The sequence below is a fragment of the Bradyrhizobium sp. Ai1a-2 genome, assembly GCF_000426245.1.
In the GTDB taxonomy this organism is placed as follows: domain Bacteria; phylum Pseudomonadota; class Alphaproteobacteria; order Rhizobiales; family Xanthobacteraceae; genus Bradyrhizobium.
The window spans coordinates 78,744-97,095 of record NZ_AUEZ01000030.1; the positions used below are offsets into that span (position 1 = coordinate 78,744).

An 18,352-nucleotide genomic window follows, 5' to 3' on the forward strand; every position below is an offset into this window, starting at 1 on the left:
TCCGCGAAATCGTGGGGTGGGCAAAGCGCAGCGTGCCCACCATTGCTTGCACCGAGCGTAGATGATGGCACGCTTCGCTCTGCCCACCCTGCGGATTTACTGCTCCGCGAGCCGCCTGGAAAAATTCTCGGAATTGACGAGGCCGCGGGCGTGGCGGCCGTCGCCGATCTTGCGCGCGCCGTGGAAAGCTTCGACCTCGAACCGGATCACGCGGCGTTCGACCGCGATGACTTTTGCGGTGGTGCGCACCAGGGCGCCGACGGGCGCGGCCCAGAGATGGCGGATGTCGACCTCGGTGCCCACGGTGACCCAGCCGGGTTGAAGGCCACTTCGGATGGCATCGCCCGAGGCCAGCTCCATCTCCAGGATCATCATCGGCGTGGCGTAGACCATCGGCATGCCAGGCACGAAATGCCCGACCGTGCGCTCCGGCGGCACCACGAGGGTGCGCTCGGCGCTCATGCCGATCTTGATGCTGTCGCGCGCGTCCATGTTTCGTCGCCGTCATTCCGGGGCACGCGCTTGCGCGTGAACCCGGAATCCAGAGGTTGTTGAGCAAGATTCCGGGTTCGCGCTTACGCGCCCCCCGGAATGACCGAGGATATTACTTCTTCGCGGCGGCGGCGCGCTCAACGAACGTCTTGCCGCCCTTCATCTTGTGGGTGAGCGGCGCCTCGTTGATCTGGATCACGACGGCTTCAGCGTCGACGCCGAGATTCTTCACCAGCGCCTGGGTGATGTCGAGCATCATGCCCTTCTTCTGCTCTTCGGTGCGGCCGGCGGCCATGCTGATGGTGATCTCAGGCATTCTTAGCGCTCCCTGTATTTTTATCCGTCATGACCCATGCGGCCATCGGCGATCTCGCATATCAAACAGGACGCCGATGATCCGCACAAGGCCGCACGCAGCGGCGCGCGTGAATGGCTATCCCCACGTCACGTCATGGCGCGCCAGCACTTCGCGGACCTTTGCGACGAGGTCGGCCTCCGCGCAGGAGAACTGCGCCGGCCGCGTCTCGCGCCATTCCTGGTTCGAAGCGATCGCGGCGGCAGCCTTCGCGCCTTCGATCAGGTCCTTGATCTGCACCTCGCCGCGCGTCTTTTCGTCGGAGCCCTGTATGATGACGCAAGGCGAGTTGCGGCGGTCGGCATATTTGAGCTGGTTGCCCATGTTCTTGGGATTGCCAAGATAGAGCTCGGCGCGGATGTTGGCGCTGCGCAATTGCGCGACCATCTTTTGATAATCCGCGACCCGGTCGCGATCGAACACCGTGACCACCACGGGCCCGAATTGCGGCCGCGTATCGAGCTTGCCAAGCAGCGTCAGCGCCGCCTGCAATCGCGACACGCCGATGGAAAAGCCCGTCGCCGGCACCGGCTCGCCGCGAAAGCGCGAGACCAGGCCGTCATAACGCCCGCCGCCGCCGACCGAGCCGAAGCGAACGGGACGACCTTTTTCGTCCTTCGTTTCGAGCAGGAGTTCAACTTCGTAAACTGGGCCGGTGTAATATTCGAGGCCGCGGACGACGGAGGGATCGATGCGAATGCGGTCCGATCCGTAGCCAGATGCCATGACTAGGTTGGCGATCTCTTCGAGTTCACCAACACCAGCCTGACCAACCTCGCTTTTGGCCAAATAGGTGCCCGCCGCTGCAATTGACTCTTTCCATTCCTCGCGTTTTTCCGTGACGCTCAAGACAACACCAGCATCCGCCGCGTTGAGGTCGGCGCCCTTCGTGAAGTCGCCCTTGCCCTCCTCACCGCCATCCCACCGTCCGGGGCCAAGCAACTTGCGCACTTCGTCGGCAGGAAACTTGTCCAGTTTGTCGATTGCACGCAGCACTGTGAGCCGCCGGCCCGCATTGTCTTCGCCGCCGAGGCCGATCGCGTCCAGCACTCCATCGAGCACCTTGCGGTTATTCACCTTCACCACATAGGAGCCACGCGGAATCCCCAGCGCCTCCATCGTATCAGCCGCCATCATGCACATTTCGGCGTCGGCCGCCGGCGAGCCGGAGCCCACCGTATCGGCATCGAACTGCATGAACTGGCGGAAGCGGCCGGGGCCCGGCTTCTCGTTGCGGAAGACGTAGCCGGCGCGGTAGCTGCGATACGGCTTCGGCAGGTGATCGAAATTCTCGGCGACGTAGCGGGCGAGCGGCGCGGTCAGGTCGTAGCGCAGCGATATCCACTGCTCGTCATCGTCCTGGAACGAGAACACGCCCTCATTCGGGCGGTCCTGGTCCGGCAGGAATTTGCCGAGCGCGTCGGTATATTCCATCGCCGGCGTCTCCACCGGCTCGAACCCGTAGCGCTCGAACACCTCGCGGATGGTCTCGGTCATCCGGCGCGTCGCGGCGATCGCGGTCGGGCCGCGATCTTCGAGCCCGCGCGGCAGGCGCGCCTTCAGCTTCTGCGGTTTTTTCGGTTTGTCGGCCATGGGCGCGCGTTTACCAGCGGATGGCGAATGCGGCAACCGTCACGCCAGAGGCGGCGGAATAATCCGCCGCCGGTCACAGGACCTTTCTGATCCAGTTGTGCGGGTCGGGCGCGCGACCGTACTGGATGTCGACCAGTTGCTTGCGCAGCCCCATGGCGACAGGGCCAGCCCCGCCGCCATTGATGAGAAAATCGCCCTTGGTGGAACACACCTTGCCGATCGGCGAGATGACGGCCGCCGTGCCGCATGCGAAGGCCTCTTTCAGCTTGCCGCTGGCGGCATCAGCGCGCCACTGGTCGATCGTGTAGGCCTCCTCACGCACGCGCGTGCCGGCATCCTTCGCGAGCGCGATGATCGAATCCCGCGTGATGCCCGGCAGGATCGTGCCGAGTGGCGGCGTGAGCAGCGAACCGTCGTCGAATACGAAGAAGACGTTCATGCCGCCGAGTTCCTCGATGTAGCGGCGCTCGACCGCATCGAGGAAAACCACCTGATCGCAGCCATGTTCGATGGCCTCGGCCTGCGCGCGCAGGCTGGCGGCGTAATTGCCGCCGCACTTGACGGCGCCGGTGCCGCCGATCGCGGCGCGCGTGTAGTTCTCCGACACCCAGATCGACACCGGCGCGGGGCCGCCCTTGAAATAGGAGCCGACCGGCGAGGCGATGACGGCGAAGATGTATTCCGCGGATGGTTTCACGCCGAGGAAGACCTCGCTCGCGATCATGAAGGGCCGCAGGTAGAGACTGCCCTCGCCGCCTGGAATCCAGGCGCGGTCAATGCGCACGAGTTGCTCGACCGCTTCGATGAACACCGGCTCGGGCAGCGGCGCCATCGCCATGCGCTCAGCCGAATTCCAGAAGCGCCGCGCATTGGCGTCGGGACGGAACAGGTTCACGCCGCCGTCATCGCGCTTGTAGGCCTTGAGGCCTTCAAAAATTTCCTGCGCGTAGTGCAGGACGGCCAGGGCCGGATCGAGCGGAAAATTCGCGCGGGATTCGATGCGCGCGCCATGCCAGCCCTTCGCCTGATTGTAGCGGACCAGAGCCATGTGATCGGTGAAAATCCGGCCGAAGCCCGGGTCAACGAGCCTTGCCGCGCGCTCCTTGTCGGACGTCGGATTCGCCGCTGGCTGGATTTCAAATTTCAAACTCATTTTTCCTTCTTCCCGCCCTTGCTTCCCGCTGTCGGAATCGGCGCGATTTCCGGCGCCGGCCTCTCCGGGCCTGTTGGCTTGATCGGTCTCGACTTCACCGCCAGCCTTGGGCTGGTTTCCATCGCCGTCATGTCCGAAAGGACATGCTTTTGCCGGATGCTGAAGTCCAGTATGTTTTGTCGAAATGCCGCTCGACAATCGCACGGTAGTCCCAATTTGCGGCCCAAGCCTTCATCACTGGTTTGCTCGCGGCCGATCTAAACGTTGCCAGGGACGAAACGATCTAAAATTTCGTCGTGACTGGCAGTTTTGTAACATTGAACCCAAGATACGTCAATATGGCTGACATAAATTTCTCAACGGCAGCAGCGCAGCCCGATTCACCGGGAACGGACGTATCCGCCCCCGGTCCGCGGACGGGCGATTTGCGCTGGGACATCATCGAGCTCCTGTTCTTCGCCTACCGCGACTTCGTCGGCGATGCCGATCAGGAGCTGGAGGCGTTCGGCTTCGGCCGCGCCCATCACCGGGTGATGCATTTCGTCACACGCTATCCCGGGCTCAAGGTCGCCGACCTGCTCGACGTCCTGCGCATCACCAAGCAATCGCTCGGCCGCGTGCTGAAGCAATTGCTTGACGAAGGCTACATCCTGCAGAAGACCGGCAGCAATGACCGGCGGCAGCGGCTGCTTTACGCCACTGCCAAGGGCGAAGCGCTGGTGGCCAAGCTGGCGGGATTGCAGACCGACCGCATCAACCGCGCCGTCGCCGGCCTCGATCCGGGTGGCGTCGAGACTGTGCGGGCGTTCCTGCGCGCGATGATCGACCGCGACGATCCCGACAAGGTGCTGGAGACGATCTTCGGCAGCGCGGCGAAGAAGACGAGGGAGTGAGTGTGACGCAGGGAGCAACCATTGCCGCCGCGACGGCGCGCATGCCGATGAAGCCGGCCGACGATGCGCCGCACCTGCTGCTGGTCGATGACGACCGACGCATCCGCGATCTTCTCTCGCGCTTCCTCTGCGGCGAAGGCTACCGCGTCACCACCGCCATGAGCGCCAGCGACGCGCGCGCCAAGCTGCTCGGGCTCAACTTCGACCTGCTGATCCTGGATGTGATGATGCCGGGCGAGAACGGTTTCGATCTCGCGCGCTTCATCCGCTCGTCCTCGTCGGTGCCGATCATCATGCTCACCGCGCGCCACGAGGCGGAAGCCCGCATCGAGGGCCTGCAGATCGGCGCCGACGATTATGTGGCAAAGCCGTTCGAGCCGCGCGAACTGGTGCTGCGGATCGGCAACATCCTCAAGCGCACCGCGCCGCCGCCGGCGCAAACGCTGGAGCAGATCGCCTTCGGCCCATACGTCTTCCATATCGACCGCGGCGAATTGCGCCAGGGAGAGGAGATCATCCATCTGACCGACCGTGAGCGGGAGATGCTGCGCATCCTCGCCGCAAGCCCGGGCGAAACCGTGCCGCGCGGCGCGCTGACCGGCGGCGGCACAGTCAACGAGCGCGCCGTTGACGTGCAGATCAACCGCCTGCGGCGCAAGATCGAGCGCGATCCCGCCAATCCCTTGTTCCTGCAGGCGGTGCGCGGCATCGGCTATCGCCTGGTGGCCTCGCCTTAGAGCATGATCCGGAAAAGTGGAAACCGGTTTTCCCTGCGACAAACGCGTAGCGTTTGCGCGGAGATCATGCTCAAACAAAAAGATGAGATCGTGATCCGATTTCGTCTCATCGGATCATGATCTAGACTTATCCGCCATGAGCACCATCGACACGGGCCTGAGCCTCATCCGCAACGCCTCGCAGCGCGTCTCCAGAGCCAATGGCTGGATGGGAAACGCGTTCAAGAGCTGGATGCCGACCGGCCTCTATGCTCGCGCACTGCTGATCATGATCGTGCCGATGGTTGTGCTGCAGACCGTGGTGGCGTTCGTGTTCATGGAGCGGCACTGGAACACGGTGACGCGCCGCCTCTCCGCCGCCGTCGTGCAGGACATCGCCGCCCTCATCGACGTCTACAAGACCTATCCGCAGGACAAGGATCGCGCGCAGGTCCGCCGCATCGCGCAGCGGCTGCAGCTCGTGGTCGATTTCCTTCCCCCCGGCGACATGCCGCAACCCGGGCCAAAGCCGTTCTTCTCGCTGCTGGACCAGACGCTGTCGGTGCAGCTTGGCCGCCAGATCGGCCGCCCGTTCTGGATCGACACCGTCGGCAGATCCAACCTGGTCGAGATCCGCGTGCAGCTCGACGACGCGATCATGCGCATCTTCGCGCTGCGCAGCGCCGCCTACGCATCGAATTCGGAGATCTTCATCTTCTGGATGCTCGGCACGTCCACGATCCTCTTGATCGTTGCGGTGCTGTTCCTGCGTAACCAGATCAAACCGATCCTGCGTTTGGCAGACGCCGCTGAAAGCTTCGGCAAGGGTCGCGAGGCGCCGAATTTCCGGCCACGCGGCGCGCGCGAGGTGCGGCGTGCGGCGCAAGCGTTCATGGAGATGAAGGCGCGCATCGAGCGCACGATCGAGCAGCGCACCGCGATGCTTGCCGGCGTCTCGCACGATCTGCGCACCATCCTGACCCGCTTCAAGCTCGAGCTCGCGCTGCTTGGCGAAGGCCCCGAGATCGACGCCATGCGCAAGGATGTCGACGAGATGTCGATGATGCTGGAAGACTATCTCGCCTTCGCCCGCGGCGATTCCGGCGAGGTCGCGCAGCCGACCGACATGACGATGGCGCTCGAGGAATTGCGCAACGACGCCGAACGCCACGGCCATACCGCGACCGTCGCCTTCCACGGATTGCCTGTCGTCACGGTGAAGCCGGCCTCGTTCAAGCGCTGCCTCGGCAACCTCGTCTCCAATGCGGCGCGGCACGCCAACTCGATCTCGATCACCGGCCACCGCGACCACCGCTATCTCACGGTCACCATCGACGACGACGGCCCGGGCATTCCGGTGGACATGCGCGAGGAGGTGTTCAAACCGTTCCTGCGGCTCGACGATGCGCGTAACCAGGATGAGGGCGGCACCGGCCTGGGACTGGCAATCGCCCGCGACATCGCCCGCTCGCATGGCGGCGACATCATGCTCGGCGACAGCCCGATGGGCGGCCTGCGCGCAACGGTAAGGGTGCCGGTGTAGATGGCCTGTAGCCCGGATGGAGCGCAGCGCAATCCGGGACCTTTCTCACCGCGTGGCGAGAATCCCGGATTGCGCTGCGCTTCATCCGGGCTACGAGAAGAACTACTTCGGCAGCTGCTTGGGGATCAGGCCCTTCAGCTTTTCCATGTCCTTGATGTTCATCTTCATGCCGCCGGCCATGATAACATCACCGGGCTTCTGGTCCGCCTTGCAGGGACCGAGCCATTTGGCCTCGACGGTGGCGGTGGTATCGCGCGCCGCGCCGGCCGAGCCGCGATCGGCGTGCGAGGTCGTCTTCACCGTATAGGCGGAGTTGAAGTCGCCGGTGATCTCGGCATGCGAGGTCACCGTGACACCGGCGACGCCGCACACGGAATCGCTGACATAGCCGGTCGCGGTCTTCTGGATATCCTGCCTCGAGCAGATATCCTTCGCCATCGGCGAGACCGCCGTGCTCATATCCTTGTCGGTGGTCTCGTCGGTGCAATGTTGCATCGTCATTTCGGGCATGGTTGAGCCCGTGCGCACGATCTTCATCTCCCACAGGCCCGGCTTGCGGACCGGCAGATCGACAGCACCGGCCGCGCCCGGCAGCAGCGCAGCCAAGCCGAGGGCCGATCCGAGCAGAACGAAATGTCGTGTCATGCGACGATGCCGGTAACGGCGCCGATCAATAAAGCGTGCGCAGCGGCCGCTCGGCGGCGCCCCAAGGCACCCAGCGGCAGGAGAAGGAGACGTAGCCACCCTCATAGGGCTGCACCGCGAGGAATTTCACCACCTTGCCGTAGGAAGCGCAGTGATCGACCGCGAGCTGGCGGGCATCGGCCTGCCTTGCCAGCGAATAGGCGATGATGCCGCCGGTATCGTTGCCCTTGAACGGGGGCACCCAGTCGGCCTGGGCCGGCGCACCGGCCAGCATTGCGCCTGCGGCAACCATGCCAGCGGCCAGTATCCTTCGCATTGCAGACTCTCCTCAAATCCTTGGGCGGCACCATAAAGTGCGACGGCGACCGTGAAAAGAATCGTGGGCCAGAGATTTGCTGAGTTCTCTGCCAGTGTTGCCGTGCTGCACTTGACCTTGCCCGGGCTTCGCGGCACCGTCCCGCGCGTTGGATTGTCCGGCGGATTCCCATGCGCAACTCTATTCGTTACTCGACCAAAACTGGCCTTTGCGCCGCATTCGGCCTGTTGGCGTCCAGCCAGATGGCGCAGGCCGCAAATCCGCTGGAGCTGAACTTCTGGCTGTCCGGACCGAAGTATGACGGAGCCGTGGCCCCCTGCGAGGCCGCGCTGCCGACCATTGCGTATCAATTCCAGGAAAAAGAGAGCCAATTCTGGAATTCGCCGCTGGTGATCACCGGCTATTCCCGGATCCATGAGACTGCCTTCCGTCCCTGGCAGTCCGACAATATCCCGCGCCGCTACTGCTCGGGCGACGCGATGTTGAGCGACGGCAAGGTGCGCACCGTGCATTTCTCGATCATCGAGGACGGCGGCTTTGCCAGCACCGGCCAGGGCGTCGAATGGTGCGTGGTCGGACTGGACCGCAACTGGGCCTATAATCCCGCCTGCAAGTCGGCCCGGCCCTGATCCTCAGGGCTGGCGTAGCGATCTTGTTAATCAAGCGGCGCAACGCATCACAATTTGTTCTTGAAATGTTCCATCTCCCTGCTAGGCTCGCCTGCGGTCGAGTGTGAGGGGTGTTTGATGTTTCGATTGGCCTTGGCTTCCCGGCTGCTGATTTCCGTTCTCGCTTTTCTTGCCGTGATCGGCCCGGTCAGCGCGCAGGACCGCCGGCAAAACGCGCCGGGCGAGTTCGATTTCTACGTGCTGGCGCTATCCTGGTCGCCGTCATTCTGTGAAGCGGCCTCCGAGCGCGGCGACGGCAAGCGGGCGCAGGTCCAATGCGGCGGACGCCCCTACTCCTTCGTGGTGCACGGGCTCTGGCCGCAATATGAGCGCGGCTTTCCGGAATATTGCCAGCGGCCCGCCCCACGCCTTGCCCGCAACGTCATGACGTCGATGCTCGACCTGATGCCGGCCCCCGGGCTGATCTACAGCGAATGGGACAAGCACGGCACCTGCTCGGGCCTCTCGGCACGCGCCTATTTCGAGAGCGTTCGCAAGGCCCGCGCCGCCGTGAAGATCCCAGAGGAATTCCTGCAACTGTCGGAGCCGAAGACGATCGCACCCGATGAGATCGAAGAGGCCTTCATCAAGGCCAATCCGGGCCTGAGCAGTTCGGCAATCTCGGTGACCTGCGACAGCAAGCGCCTCAGCGAGGTCAGGATCTGCATGAGCAGGGACATGCAGTTCCGTGACTGCGAGGAAACCGATCGCCGCGCCTGCCGCCGAGACCAGGTGGTAATGCCGCCGATCCGGGGCGGCTAGGATCTCCTCGTCGTTCCGGAATGGTCCGAACGAACAGACTCAGATGTGCAGTTTGTGCATCGGGAAGTCTCGAGAAGCTCCGACGCGTAGTTGCGCGTCCGAGTTCGATGCTTGCACCTCGCCCGACATGACATGGGTTACTTTCATCCAGCCAATGTCGTAACCGTCAGGCATGAACTATCGTCACGCCTTTCACGCCGGCGGTTTTGCTGACGTCATCAAGCACATCGTGCTGGTGCGAATCCTGCTCTATCTGCAGGAAAAGCCGGCGGCGCTCCGCGTCATCGACACCCACGCCGGCGCCGGCCTCTATGATCTCACCTCCGACGAGGCGCGGCGCGGCGGCGAATGGCTGACCGGGATCGCGCGGCTGATGCAGGCACGCTTCTCGAAGGAAGCGCTGCCGCTGGTGCTGCCTTATCTCGATATTGTGAAGGCCTTCAGCCCGCCGGGCGAACTGAAGGCCTATCCGGGTTCGCCCCTGATCGCACGGGCGCTGTTGCGGCCGCAGGACCGCCTCACCGCCTGCGAACTCGAGCCTGAGGCGCGCAAGCGCCTGATCGACGCGCTGCGCCGCGACGCCCAGGCGCGGGTGGTCGACCTCGATGGCTGGACCGCGCTGCCGGCCTTCGTCCCGCCCAACGAAAGGCGCGGCCTGGTCCTGATCGACCCGTCTTTTGAAGCCAAGGACGAGTTCGAACGGCTGGCGCAAGGCTTTGCCGAGGCGTTCGCCAAATGGCCGACCGGCAGCTATCTATTGTGGTATCCTGTGAAAAGCCGTCGCGTGACCGACGATCTTGCTCGCCATGTCGCCTCCGAGACCGGCAAGAGCAAGCCGGCCGGCAAATGCCTGCGACTTGAATTCAGCGTCGCGCCCCGCGAAGCGGAGAGCGGCCTGGTCTCGACCGGGCTCTTGATCGTCAATCCGCCCTGGACGCTTGCCGGCGAACTCAAGACCATCCTGCCCGAGCTGGAAAAGCCCTTGGGCCAAGGCGGCGCGGCCCGATTCAGGCTGGAGACGCCCAAACCCTAGCCAACGCCATTGCTGAAAACTCCCACTCGACCATAGGCAACTTGCCCGGAACCGTATTATGCTTGTCACGTTAGGACTGGCTTTACGTTCCGCTTCCGCGAATGGTTGCGGCGGAGTGACAAGGCCGAAGAAAAAATCCAGGCGGGTTGGTGGCGTGGTACCGATCCGCTGAGGTGGCCAAGCTTCCGGTAGCGAATGTCCGGTCGCCCGCTACGTGAGTTACGCGTAGCGGCGGTGCAATGCGGGGGAGGAGTTTCCCGATGGCCATGACTGGGACAGTCAAATTCTTCAACGGAGAGCGCGGCTACGGCTTCATCAAGCCTGATGACGGCGGCCGCGATGTGTTCGTTCACATCACCGCGGTCGAGCGCGCAGGACTGAAGGATTTGACCGAAGGACAACGTATTACGTTCGACGTTGAACCGGACAAGAAGGGCAAAGGCCCCAAGGCGGTCAATCTGGTGATTTCATCGTGAGCTTTTTCGCTCACGCTGAAGCGGACTGAGTTCTCGGGTCAGGATTTGCCGGGCGGCGTCCCGCTCGCACAGGCATGCGCGCGGTCTTGCGCGTCAGTTCGGCAAAAAAATTCCGGCCGCTTGTGACGGCCGGAAGGTTGTCGTCGATCGTTTTCTTATTCTTCGAAGCGGTTGGTTAGAGCGTTTTCGAGCGAAGTGGACACCGGTTCGCGTGAAGAAAACGCGTCAAAGCAAGAATCTAGAAGTGATAGTTCACGCCGGCACGGATGACGCCGAAATGGTAGCCGTTCGATGCGCCGGTGATGAGGAAGTTGCTGCTGGCAAGATCGACATAGAGATATTCGAGCTTGGCGCTCCAGTTCGGCGCAAATCCCATTTCAGCGCCGAGGCCAGCCGTCCAGCCGACATTGGTCTGTGACTCCGACAGGCCGAAGGTCTCGGCACGCAGCTCGCCGAAGGCGAGGCCGGCGGTGGCGTAGAACAGCACGTTCTGGAACGCGTAGCCACCGCGGCCGCGGATGGTGCCGAACCAGGGATTGGAGAATTTCCAGGGCGCAAAGGTCTCTTCCGCGCCGGTCGCCTGGATGTCCCCTTCAGCGCCGAACACCCACGGGCCGTTGGTCCAGTTGTAGCCGACCTGCGCGCCGCCCGCGAAACCCGACGGCTTGGCCGGGTTGTTGTCCACCCCACCCCAGGCATAGCCGAGGTTGCCGCCGAGATAGGGCCCTGCCCAGCTCAAGGCGTTGAGCGGCTGGTTCACTGTATAGGGCGCGCGATAATCGGCCGCTGCTGACGACGTCGTCCATCCTCCGACGATTAGCGCCAGCAGGCGCAAGGCTAACCGCTTCATCGCAACCACTCCACAAACGCAACAGCCGTGCCCCGCCGGTTGCGAAGGCCGGCGTGGTTACGGAATTCACTGATTTTTCGAGAAGATTTATCGAAAGTTTTAAGTTAAGGGCCTGTTAACAGCGGTTATCGCCCATCCATCAGTCTTAATGGAGTGTTACCGGCGCGGGGCTTTCTCCTCGAAGCTCGATGCTGGCGATGGCGGCCGGCAGCGCCTAGTTTAGGCCCATGGATCACGATTCGACCGACCATCCGAAGGCGCCCGTGCCCAAGGGAACGCCCCACGGCCGAAAACCAGATTTGCCGCCGCAGGATCTCGGGCTCGTCACCGGCGACGTCGATCCGGCGACGTCGGCCACGGAGGACGACGAGGACGCGCGGCTGCCCGAGGTTCCCGAGGAACCGACTGAAGGGGTCGCCGAGGGCACCCTCGCAGCCGGCCATGCCGCAATCGAGAATGCGGTGCGCCTCGCCCCGACCTCACCCGGCGTCTACCGCATGCTCAACGCCGCCAACGACGTGCTCTATGTCGGCAAGGCGAAGAATGTCCGCAAACGGCTTTCTTCCTATGCGCGGCCCAACGCGCCGCTGCCGGCGCGCATCCTGCGCATGATCGCGGCGACCGTGAATGTCGAGATCGTCTCGACCACGACCGAGACCGAGGCGCTGCTGCTGGAGGCCAACCTCATCAAGCAGCTCCGGCCGCGCTTCAACGTGCAGCTGCGCGATGACAAATCGTTTCCCTACATCCTGATCACCGGCGACCACTGGGCGCCGCAGATCCTCAAGCATCGCGGCGCGCAGACGCGGCCCGGGCGCTATTTCGGCCCGTTCGCCTCCGCCGGCGCCGTCAACCGCACCATCACGGCGCTGCAGCGCGCGTTCCTGATCCGCTCCTGCACCGACGGCTTCTTCGAAAGCCGCAGCCGCCCCTGCCTGCTCTACCAGATCCGCCGCTGCTCTGGCCCCTGCACCGGCGAAATCGATTTCCCCGGCTATGGTGAATTGGTGCGCGAGGCGACCGAATTTCTGTCGGGCCGCAGTCATGCGGTGAAGCAGGAGCTTGCCGCCGAAATGGAGAAGGCATCCGGCGAGCTCGAATTCGAGACCGCCGCGCTCTACCGCGACCGCCTCGCCGCACTGTCGGCGATCCAGTCGCAGCAGGGCATCAACCCGCGCACGGTGGAGGAAGCCGACGTGTTCGCCATCCACCAGGAAGGCGGATATTCCTGCGTCGAAGTGTTCTTCTTCCGCACCGGCCAGAACTGGGGCAACCGCGCCTATTTCCCGCGGGCGGAGAAGTCGTTCACGTCAGAGGAGGTGCTCTCCTCCTTCCTCGCGCAGTTCTACGACGACAAGCCGCCGCCGAAGCTCATCCTGCTCTCGCACGAGGTCGAGGACGCAGAGCTGCTCGCGGACGCGCTGTCGGTGAAGGCCGGGCGCAAGGTCGAGGTCTCAGTCCCCAAGCGCGGCGAGAAGAGAGAGCTGGTCACGCACGCGCTGACCAATGCGCGCGAGGCACTCGGCCGCAAGCTCGCCGACACCGCAACCCAGGGCCGGCTGCTCGAAGGCATGGCCTCGACGCTTGGCCTGCCGCAGGTGCCGAAGCGCATCGAAGTCTACGACAACAGCCACATCCAGGGCACCAACGCGGTCGGCGCCATGATCGTGGCGGGTCCCGACGGATTCATGAAGAACCAGTACCGCAAGTTCAACATCAAGTCCGAAGGGCTGACCCCGGGCGACGACTACGCGATGATGCGCGAGGTGCTGGAACGGCGCTTCAAGCGGCTGCTGAAGCCTGCCGAGGGCGAGGCGCCCAAGGTCAAGGCTGACGACGATTCCTTCCCGCAGTGGCCCGACCTCGTCATCATCGACGGTGGCCGCGGGCAGTTGAACGCGGTCAAGGAGATTTTCGACCAGCTCGGGCTGACCCAGGTGTCGCTGATGGCGGTGGCAAAGGGACCGGACCGCGACGCCGGCCGCGAAACGCTGTTCATACCCGGCCGCGAGGCCATCAAGCTAGAGCCCCGCGATCCCGTGCTGTATTTCATCCAGCGGCTGCGCGACGAGGCGCACCGTTTCGTGATCGGCTCGCATCGCAAGCTGCGCAAGAAGGACATCCGCGAGGCCGGCTTGCAGGAAATTCCCGGTATCGGTCCCTCGCGCAAACGCGCGTTGCTGCATCATTTCGGCACGTTGAAGGAGATCGAGCGAGCCTCGATCGCCGACCTCGGCAAGGTTCCCGGCGTCAGCGCCGAGAGTGCGCGGAAGATCTTCGAGTTTTTCCACTCCCAGCCGGGGGGCTAGAGCGATGGAGTCATCAAGGCGTCGCCTGCAGCGGACCATCTTGTGCGCCCACGGTTGACCTCGACGCTTTAGCGGTATTGGTAAGACGGATGAACATGGCGACCACAAGGGGGCAGCCCAAGACCCTGTCCCTTCCGAATATCCTGACCTACGCCCGCATCGCCGCCATCCCGGTGGTGGTCGGCTGCATCTATGTGCAGGCGATCATGGACGGCCCGCTATGGCTGCGCTGGGTGGCGGTCGCGATCTTCATTGCCGCCGGCATCACCGATTACCTCGACGGCTATTACGCCCGGATCTGGAACCAGCAATCGGCCTTCGGCCGGATGCTGGACCCGATCGCGGACAAGCTCCTGGTCGCCTCCTGCCTGCTGATGCTGGCCGCCGACGGCATCATCCACGGCTGGTCGCTATGGGCCGCGATCGTGATCCTGTGCCGCGAGATCCTGGTGTCGGGCCTGCGTGAATATCTCGCAGGCTTGCGCGTCAGCGTCCCCGTGACCAAGCTCGCGAAATGGAAGACCACGGTGCAGCTGGTCGCGATTGGATTCCTGCTGGCGGGCGAGGCGGGCGATCAGGTGGTCCCGGTGGTCACCCTGATCGGGCTGGCCTTGCTGTGGATCTCCGCGATCGTCACGATCTATACCGGCTACGACTATTTCCGCGCCGGCATCCATCATCTCATCAAGGAGGATGAAGGATGAAGGTGAAATATTTCGCCTGGGTCCGCGAACGCATCGGCAAGGCCGAAGAGACCATCGAGCCGCCGGCCGATATCCGTACCGTCGGCGAGCTTATCGACTGGCTCGCCGCGCGTGACGACGCCTACGCCTACGCCTTCGAGAAGCCGAGGGTGATCCGCGCCGCGATCGACCATGCCCATGTCAGGCAGGACGCCGCGATATCGGGCGCGCGCGAGATCGCGTTCTTTCCGCCGATGACGGGCGGCTGAGCCAACACATGACCGCGATTGCGACCATCCGCATCCAGGAAGCCGATTTCGACATCGCGCAGGAAATTGCCGCGATCGGCAAGGACCGCACCGATATCGGCGCCGTGGTCAGCTTCACCGGCATCTGCCGCGGCAGCGAGAACGGCGAGCCGATCGCAGCGCTGACGCTGGAGCATTATCCCGGCATGGCGGAAACCGAGATCAGGCGCCATGTCGAGGAAGCGATGTCGCGCTGGCCACTGTCCGGTCTTACCGTCGTTCACCGGGTCGGCTGCATCACGCCCGGCGAGAACATCGTGCTGGTGGTGACGGCATCGCAGCACCGGCAGGCCGCGTTCCAGGCCGCCGAATTCCTGATGGACTACCTGAAGACCAGCGCACCGTTCTGGAAGCGCGAGGAAAGCGCGCGGGGCTCGAGCTGGATCGAGGCGCGCGACCATGATGACGCGGCGGCTGCGCGCTGGACCAAATCCTGATGGCCAAGCGTACCACGCCGGCCGGCAAGCGCGGCCGATCTATAGCGAAATCCCCGAAAGTCGCAGCGAGTGAACTCAAGACGCTGCTCGATTTCGTTCGCTATGCGGTGAGCCGCTTCACCGAGGCAAAGCTCGTGTTCGCGCACGGCACCACCGATCCGGTGGCGGAGGCCGCTTTCCTCGTCTGCGAAACCCTGCACCTGCATCCTGATCAGTTCGATCAGTTCGCCGGCGCGCGTGTCACCGCGCATGAGGGCGGCAAGATCCTCGATCTGATCGAGCGCCGCATCGCGACGCGAAAGCCGGCCGCCTATCTCGTCAACAAGATCTACATGCGCGGCCTGCCCTTCTATGTCGACGAGCGTACCATCGTGCCGCGCTCCTTCATCGGCGAACTGCTCGACTCGCATTTCGGCGGCGACGAGGAAGGCGGCTCGCTGGTCGATGATCCCTTGTCCGTCGTGACCGTGCTCGACCTCTGCACCGGCTCCGGATGCCTTGCGATCCTCGCCAGCCGCAGTTTCCCGAATGCCGATATCGACGCGGTCGATATTTCGAAAGACGCGCTGGCGGTCGCCGCGCGCAACGTCCGGGATTACGGACTGGAGGATCGCCTGACGCTGCACCAGGGCGACCTGTTCGAACCGCTGCAGGGCAGGCGTTACGACCTCATCATCTCCAATCCGCCCTATGTCGATGCGCTTGGCATGGCCTCGCTGCCGCGGGAATGCCGCGCCGAACCGAAACTTGCCTTCGCCGGTGGTGCCGACGGGCTCGACATTGTCAGACGCATCCTCAATGAGGCACCCCGGCACCTGAGCGTGGAAGGCGGACTGCTTTGCGAGATCGGCCGCGGCCGCGAGGTCCTGGAAGCCGCCTATCCGCAATTGCCGCTGCTCTGGCTCGATACCGAGGATTCCGAGGGCGAAGTGTTCTGGATTGGCGCAACCGATCTCTCGTCGGTCTGACGCTTTTTCACGCGAACCGGTATCCGCTTCGCTCAAGGACGCTGTGTGACGCAGTGCAACGCGGCGGAAATATCGCAGCTCGCGCCGTTCACGTGGCGCAGCGAAGCTGATACTTTCGAGTCAAATCAGCTCACCGCCACAACGAGGCCCCCATGCTGGACAAGAGCCCCCGCCCCGCCGCCGTCAACGTTCCCAACGACCTCGCCGCCCATTGGATGCCGTTCACCGCCAACCGTGCGTTCAAGAAGCAGCCGCGGCTGCTCGCCGGCTCCAAGGACATGCACTATTTCACCGTTGACGGCCGCCAGATCATCGACGCTGCGGCCGGCATGTGGTGCTGCAATGCCGGCCATGGCCGGACCCAGATTTCGGAAGCGATCGCCAAGCAGGCAGCGGCCATGGACTACGCGCCGCCGTTCCAGTTCGGCATCCCGCAATCCTTCGAACTCGCCAGCCGCATCGCCGACCTGGCGCCCGAAGGACTCGACAACGTGTTCTTCTGCAATTCGGGCTCGGAAGCGGCCGACACCGCGCTGAAGATCGCGCTGGCCTATCACCAGATCAGTGGCCAGGGCAGCCGCATCCGCCTGATCGGCCGCGAGCGCGGCTATCACGGCGTCGGCTTCGGCGGCACCTCGGTCGGCGGCATCGTCGGCAACCGCAAGCTGTTCGGCTCGCTGCTCACCGGTGTCGATCACCTGCCGGCGACCTATGACCGCGAGAAGCAGGCCTTCACCAAGGGCGAGCCGGACTACGGCGTGCATTTCGCCGACGAGCTGGAGCGCCTCGTCAACCTGCACGGCGCTAACACCATCGCCGCCGTCATCGTCGAGCCGATGGCGGGCTCCACCGGCGTGCTGCCGGCGCCGAAGGGTTATCTGAAACGGCTGCGCGAGATCACCGAGAAGCATGGCATCCTCTTGATCTTCGACGAGGTCATCACCGGTTATGGCCGGCTCGGCTTTGCCTTCGCCGCGGAGCGCTATGGCGTGACGCCCGACATGATCACCTTCGCCAAGGGCATCACCAATGGCGCTGCGCCGATGGGCGGCGTGATCGTGCGCGGCGCGATCCACGACGCCTTCATGAACGGTCCCGAACATGTGGTCGAACTGGCGCATGGCTATACCTATTCGGCGCATCCGCTGGCCTGCGCCGCCGGCCTTGCGACACTCGGCATCTACCGCGAGGAGAAGCTGTTCGAGCGCGCGAACAAGCTCGAACCGAAATTCGCCGACGCAGTGATGTCGCTGCGCGACCAGCCGAACGTGGTCGACATCCGCACGGTGGGTCTCACCGCCGGCATCGACCTCGCCCCGATCGCCGATGGTCCCGGCAAGCGTGGCTTCGCCGCACTCAACAGCGCCTTCCACGACAACGACCTGATGCTGCGGATCGCCGGCGACTCGCTGTGCCTGACGCCCCCCTTGATCGTCAGCGAGGACCAGATCGGCGAGATCGTCGACAAGGTCGGCAAGATCATCCGCGCGGTGGCGTAGGGTTCGCAAGAGCGCCGAATCTCGCTGGCCGTCATTGCGAGCGCAGCGAAGCAATCCATCGCGCCGCTTGCGGAGGCATGGATTGCTTCGTCGCTTGCGCTCCTCGCAATGAGGGGGAGAGAATTCCTGATTCAATTGTCAAACAGCAGCCTCGTAGGATGGGTAGAGCGCAGCGAAACCCATCGCGATGGAGCAAGCGGCGCGAATGATGGGTTTCGCTGCGCTCTACCCATCCTACGTCTGAGTCAAACAGCGGATGTGAGTTCGCATTCTCGCGACGCTTTGCGTCCGAGGTTTGCTTCACTTTCCACCCTCCGCGAAATCAGAGGGCGCAGGGAAAGCCGGGTGCTGGTTGCACCCGCGGGTCCCGTGCAACAAAAAGCACGGGGGTAGGACCACAGGTTCAACCGAAGCATTCCGGCTTTCCCTGCGCGATGGTGTTACGGCTTACTTCGTGCTCTCCCCGGTGACCGGCTATCTAATGCACACATCTTTGTTGCGAAGATCGGCGAAGACTGATTCCCTGATGAGAGGCGGTCTTGTGGAGGGAGGTCTTATGTCGATGGAGGTTGGACTGGGACGATTTGGCGATCGTCGCCTGGAAAAAGGGGGGCGTCGTTGCATGACGCCCTCGTTCGCCGGCCTGGTTCATG

Annotated in this window: 20 protein-coding genes; 13 read left to right on the plus strand and 7 right to left on the minus strand. The window is 63.8% G+C overall.

Annotated features, from left to right (window positions below):
* Nucleotides 1-96: 96 nt before the first annotated feature.
* The 4 genes from K288_RS0119920 to K288_RS0119935 all read right to left on the minus strand — a co-directional run bounded on the left by K288_RS0119920 (nt 97) and on the right by K288_RS0119935 (nt 3,593).
* Nucleotides 97-492: a thioesterase family protein gene (locus K288_RS0119920; RefSeq protein WP_027581149.1), complete on the minus strand. Its 396-nt coding sequence runs from the start codon at nt 490-492 to the stop codon at nt 97-99.
* A 112-nt stretch (nt 493-604) separates the two neighbouring features.
* Nucleotides 605-808 (minus strand): tautomerase family protein, encoded by a 204-nt coding sequence (locus K288_RS0119925; protein WP_027581150.1) that lies wholly within the window; start codon nt 806-808, stop codon nt 605-607.
* Nucleotides 809-925: 117 nt separating this feature from the next.
* Nucleotides 926-2,440, minus strand: coding sequence for a histidine--tRNA ligase (gene hisS, locus K288_RS0119930; protein WP_027581151.1), 1,515 nt, complete (start codon nt 2,438-2,440; stop codon nt 926-928).
* 73 nt (nt 2,441-2,513) lie between these two features.
* Nucleotides 2,514-3,593: a branched-chain amino acid aminotransferase gene (locus tag K288_RS0119935; protein WP_027581152.1), complete on the minus strand. Its 1,080-nt coding sequence runs from the start codon at nt 3,591-3,593 to the stop codon at nt 2,514-2,516.
* A 338-nt stretch (nt 3,594-3,931) separates the two neighbouring features.
* Here K288_RS0119935 and K288_RS0119940 point away from each other — a divergent pair, with 338 nt between their 5' ends.
* The 3 genes from K288_RS0119940 to K288_RS0119950 all read left to right on the plus strand — a co-directional run bounded on the left by K288_RS0119940 (nt 3,932) and on the right by K288_RS0119950 (nt 6,745).
* Nucleotides 3,932-4,486 carry a MarR family winged helix-turn-helix transcriptional regulator gene (locus K288_RS0119940; protein ID WP_027581153.1) on the plus strand — a complete coding sequence of 185 codons (555 nt, stop codon included), beginning with the start codon at nt 3,932-3,934 and terminating at the stop codon, nt 4,484-4,486.
* A gap of 41 nt (nt 4,487-4,527) precedes the next feature.
* A complete protein-coding gene (locus K288_RS0119945) occupies nt 4,528-5,223 on the plus strand; it encodes a response regulator transcription factor (RefSeq protein ID WP_051334627.1) in 696 nt (231 codons plus the stop codon).
* Between the two features lie 136 nt (nt 5,224-5,359).
* A complete protein-coding gene (locus K288_RS0119950) occupies nt 5,360-6,745 on the plus strand; it encodes an ATP-binding protein (RefSeq protein ID WP_027581155.1) in 1,386 nt (461 codons plus the stop codon).
* A gap of 102 nt (nt 6,746-6,847) precedes the next feature.
* Here the strand turns inward: K288_RS0119950 and K288_RS0119955 are convergent, their stop codons facing one another.
* Both K288_RS0119955 and K288_RS0119960 read right to left on the minus strand, forming a co-directional pair.
* Nucleotides 6,848-7,390 (minus strand): DUF3617 family protein, encoded by a 543-nt coding sequence (locus K288_RS0119955; protein WP_027581156.1) that lies wholly within the window; start codon nt 7,388-7,390, stop codon nt 6,848-6,850.
* Between the two features lie 25 nt (nt 7,391-7,415).
* Entirely contained in the window at nt 7,416-7,706 is a 291-nt protein-coding gene (locus K288_RS0119960; protein WP_027581157.1) for a hypothetical protein, read from the minus strand.
* Nucleotides 7,707-7,876: 170 nt separating this feature from the next.
* On the opposite strand from K288_RS0119960, the gene K288_RS0119965 reads away from it, so the two are divergent.
* The 4 genes from K288_RS0119965 (at nt 7,877) to K288_RS0119980 (ending at nt 10,645) form a co-directional block, all read left to right on the plus strand.
* On the plus strand, nt 7,877-8,335 hold the full coding sequence (locus K288_RS0119965; RefSeq protein WP_027581158.1) for a hypothetical protein: 459 nt from the start codon (nt 7,877-7,879) through the stop codon (nt 8,333-8,335).
* Nucleotides 8,336-8,452: 117 nt separating this feature from the next.
* Nucleotides 8,453-9,136, plus strand: coding sequence for a ribonuclease T2 (locus K288_RS0119970; RefSeq protein ID WP_027581159.1), 684 nt, complete (start codon nt 8,453-8,455; stop codon nt 9,134-9,136).
* 172 nt (nt 9,137-9,308) lie between these two features.
* Nucleotides 9,309-10,169, plus strand: coding sequence for a 23S rRNA (adenine(2030)-N(6))-methyltransferase RlmJ (gene rlmJ / locus K288_RS0119975; RefSeq protein WP_027581160.1), 861 nt, complete (start codon nt 9,309-9,311; stop codon nt 10,167-10,169).
* 260 nt (nt 10,170-10,429) lie between these two features.
* Nucleotides 10,430-10,645: a cold-shock protein gene (locus tag K288_RS0119980; RefSeq protein ID WP_027581161.1), complete on the plus strand. Its 216-nt coding sequence runs from the start codon at nt 10,430-10,432 to the stop codon at nt 10,643-10,645.
* A 238-nt stretch (nt 10,646-10,883) separates the two neighbouring features.
* On the opposite strand, the gene K288_RS0119990 is transcribed toward K288_RS0119980, so the two are convergent.
* Nucleotides 10,884-11,495, minus strand: coding sequence for an outer membrane protein (locus K288_RS0119990; protein WP_027581162.1), 612 nt, complete (start codon nt 11,493-11,495; stop codon nt 10,884-10,886).
* A 227-nt stretch (nt 11,496-11,722) separates the two neighbouring features.
* Between K288_RS0119990 and uvrC the strand changes: the two genes are divergently transcribed.
* The 6 genes from uvrC (at nt 11,723) to K288_RS0120020 (ending at nt 17,699) form a co-directional block, all read left to right on the plus strand.
* Nucleotides 11,723-13,804 (plus strand): excinuclease ABC subunit UvrC, encoded by a 2,082-nt coding sequence (uvrC, locus tag K288_RS0119995; protein WP_027581163.1) that lies wholly within the window; start codon nt 11,723-11,725, stop codon nt 13,802-13,804.
* An 89-nt stretch (nt 13,805-13,893) separates the two neighbouring features.
* Nucleotides 13,894-14,508, plus strand: a complete 615-nt coding sequence (gene pgsA, locus K288_RS0120000; protein ID WP_027581164.1) for a CDP-diacylglycerol--glycerol-3-phosphate 3-phosphatidyltransferase — start codon at nt 13,894-13,896, stop codon at nt 14,506-14,508.
* Complete coding sequence (moaD, locus tag K288_RS0120005) at nt 14,505-14,756, plus strand: molybdopterin converting factor subunit 1 (protein WP_027581165.1); 252 nt, start codon at nt 14,505-14,507, stop codon at nt 14,754-14,756. The genes pgsA and moaD overlap by 4 nt, the downstream gene beginning before the upstream one ends.
* Before the next feature lie 8 nt (nt 14,757-14,764).
* The gene (locus K288_RS0120010) at nt 14,765-15,232 is read left to right on the plus strand and encodes a molybdenum cofactor biosynthesis protein MoaE (protein WP_027581166.1); all 468 of its coding nucleotides are present in this window, start codon (nt 14,765-14,767) and stop codon (nt 15,230-15,232) included.
* Nucleotides 15,232-16,200, plus strand: coding sequence for a 50S ribosomal protein L3 N(5)-glutamine methyltransferase (prmB, locus tag K288_RS0120015; protein WP_027581167.1), 969 nt, complete (start codon nt 15,232-15,234; stop codon nt 16,198-16,200). Before K288_RS0120010 ends, prmB begins: the two co-directional genes overlap by 1 nt.
* 152 nt (nt 16,201-16,352) lie before the next feature.
* Entirely contained in the window at nt 16,353-17,699 is a 1,347-nt protein-coding gene (locus K288_RS0120020; protein WP_027581168.1) for an aspartate aminotransferase family protein, read from the plus strand.
* The last annotated feature ends 653 nt before the right edge of the window (nt 17,700-18,352 follow it).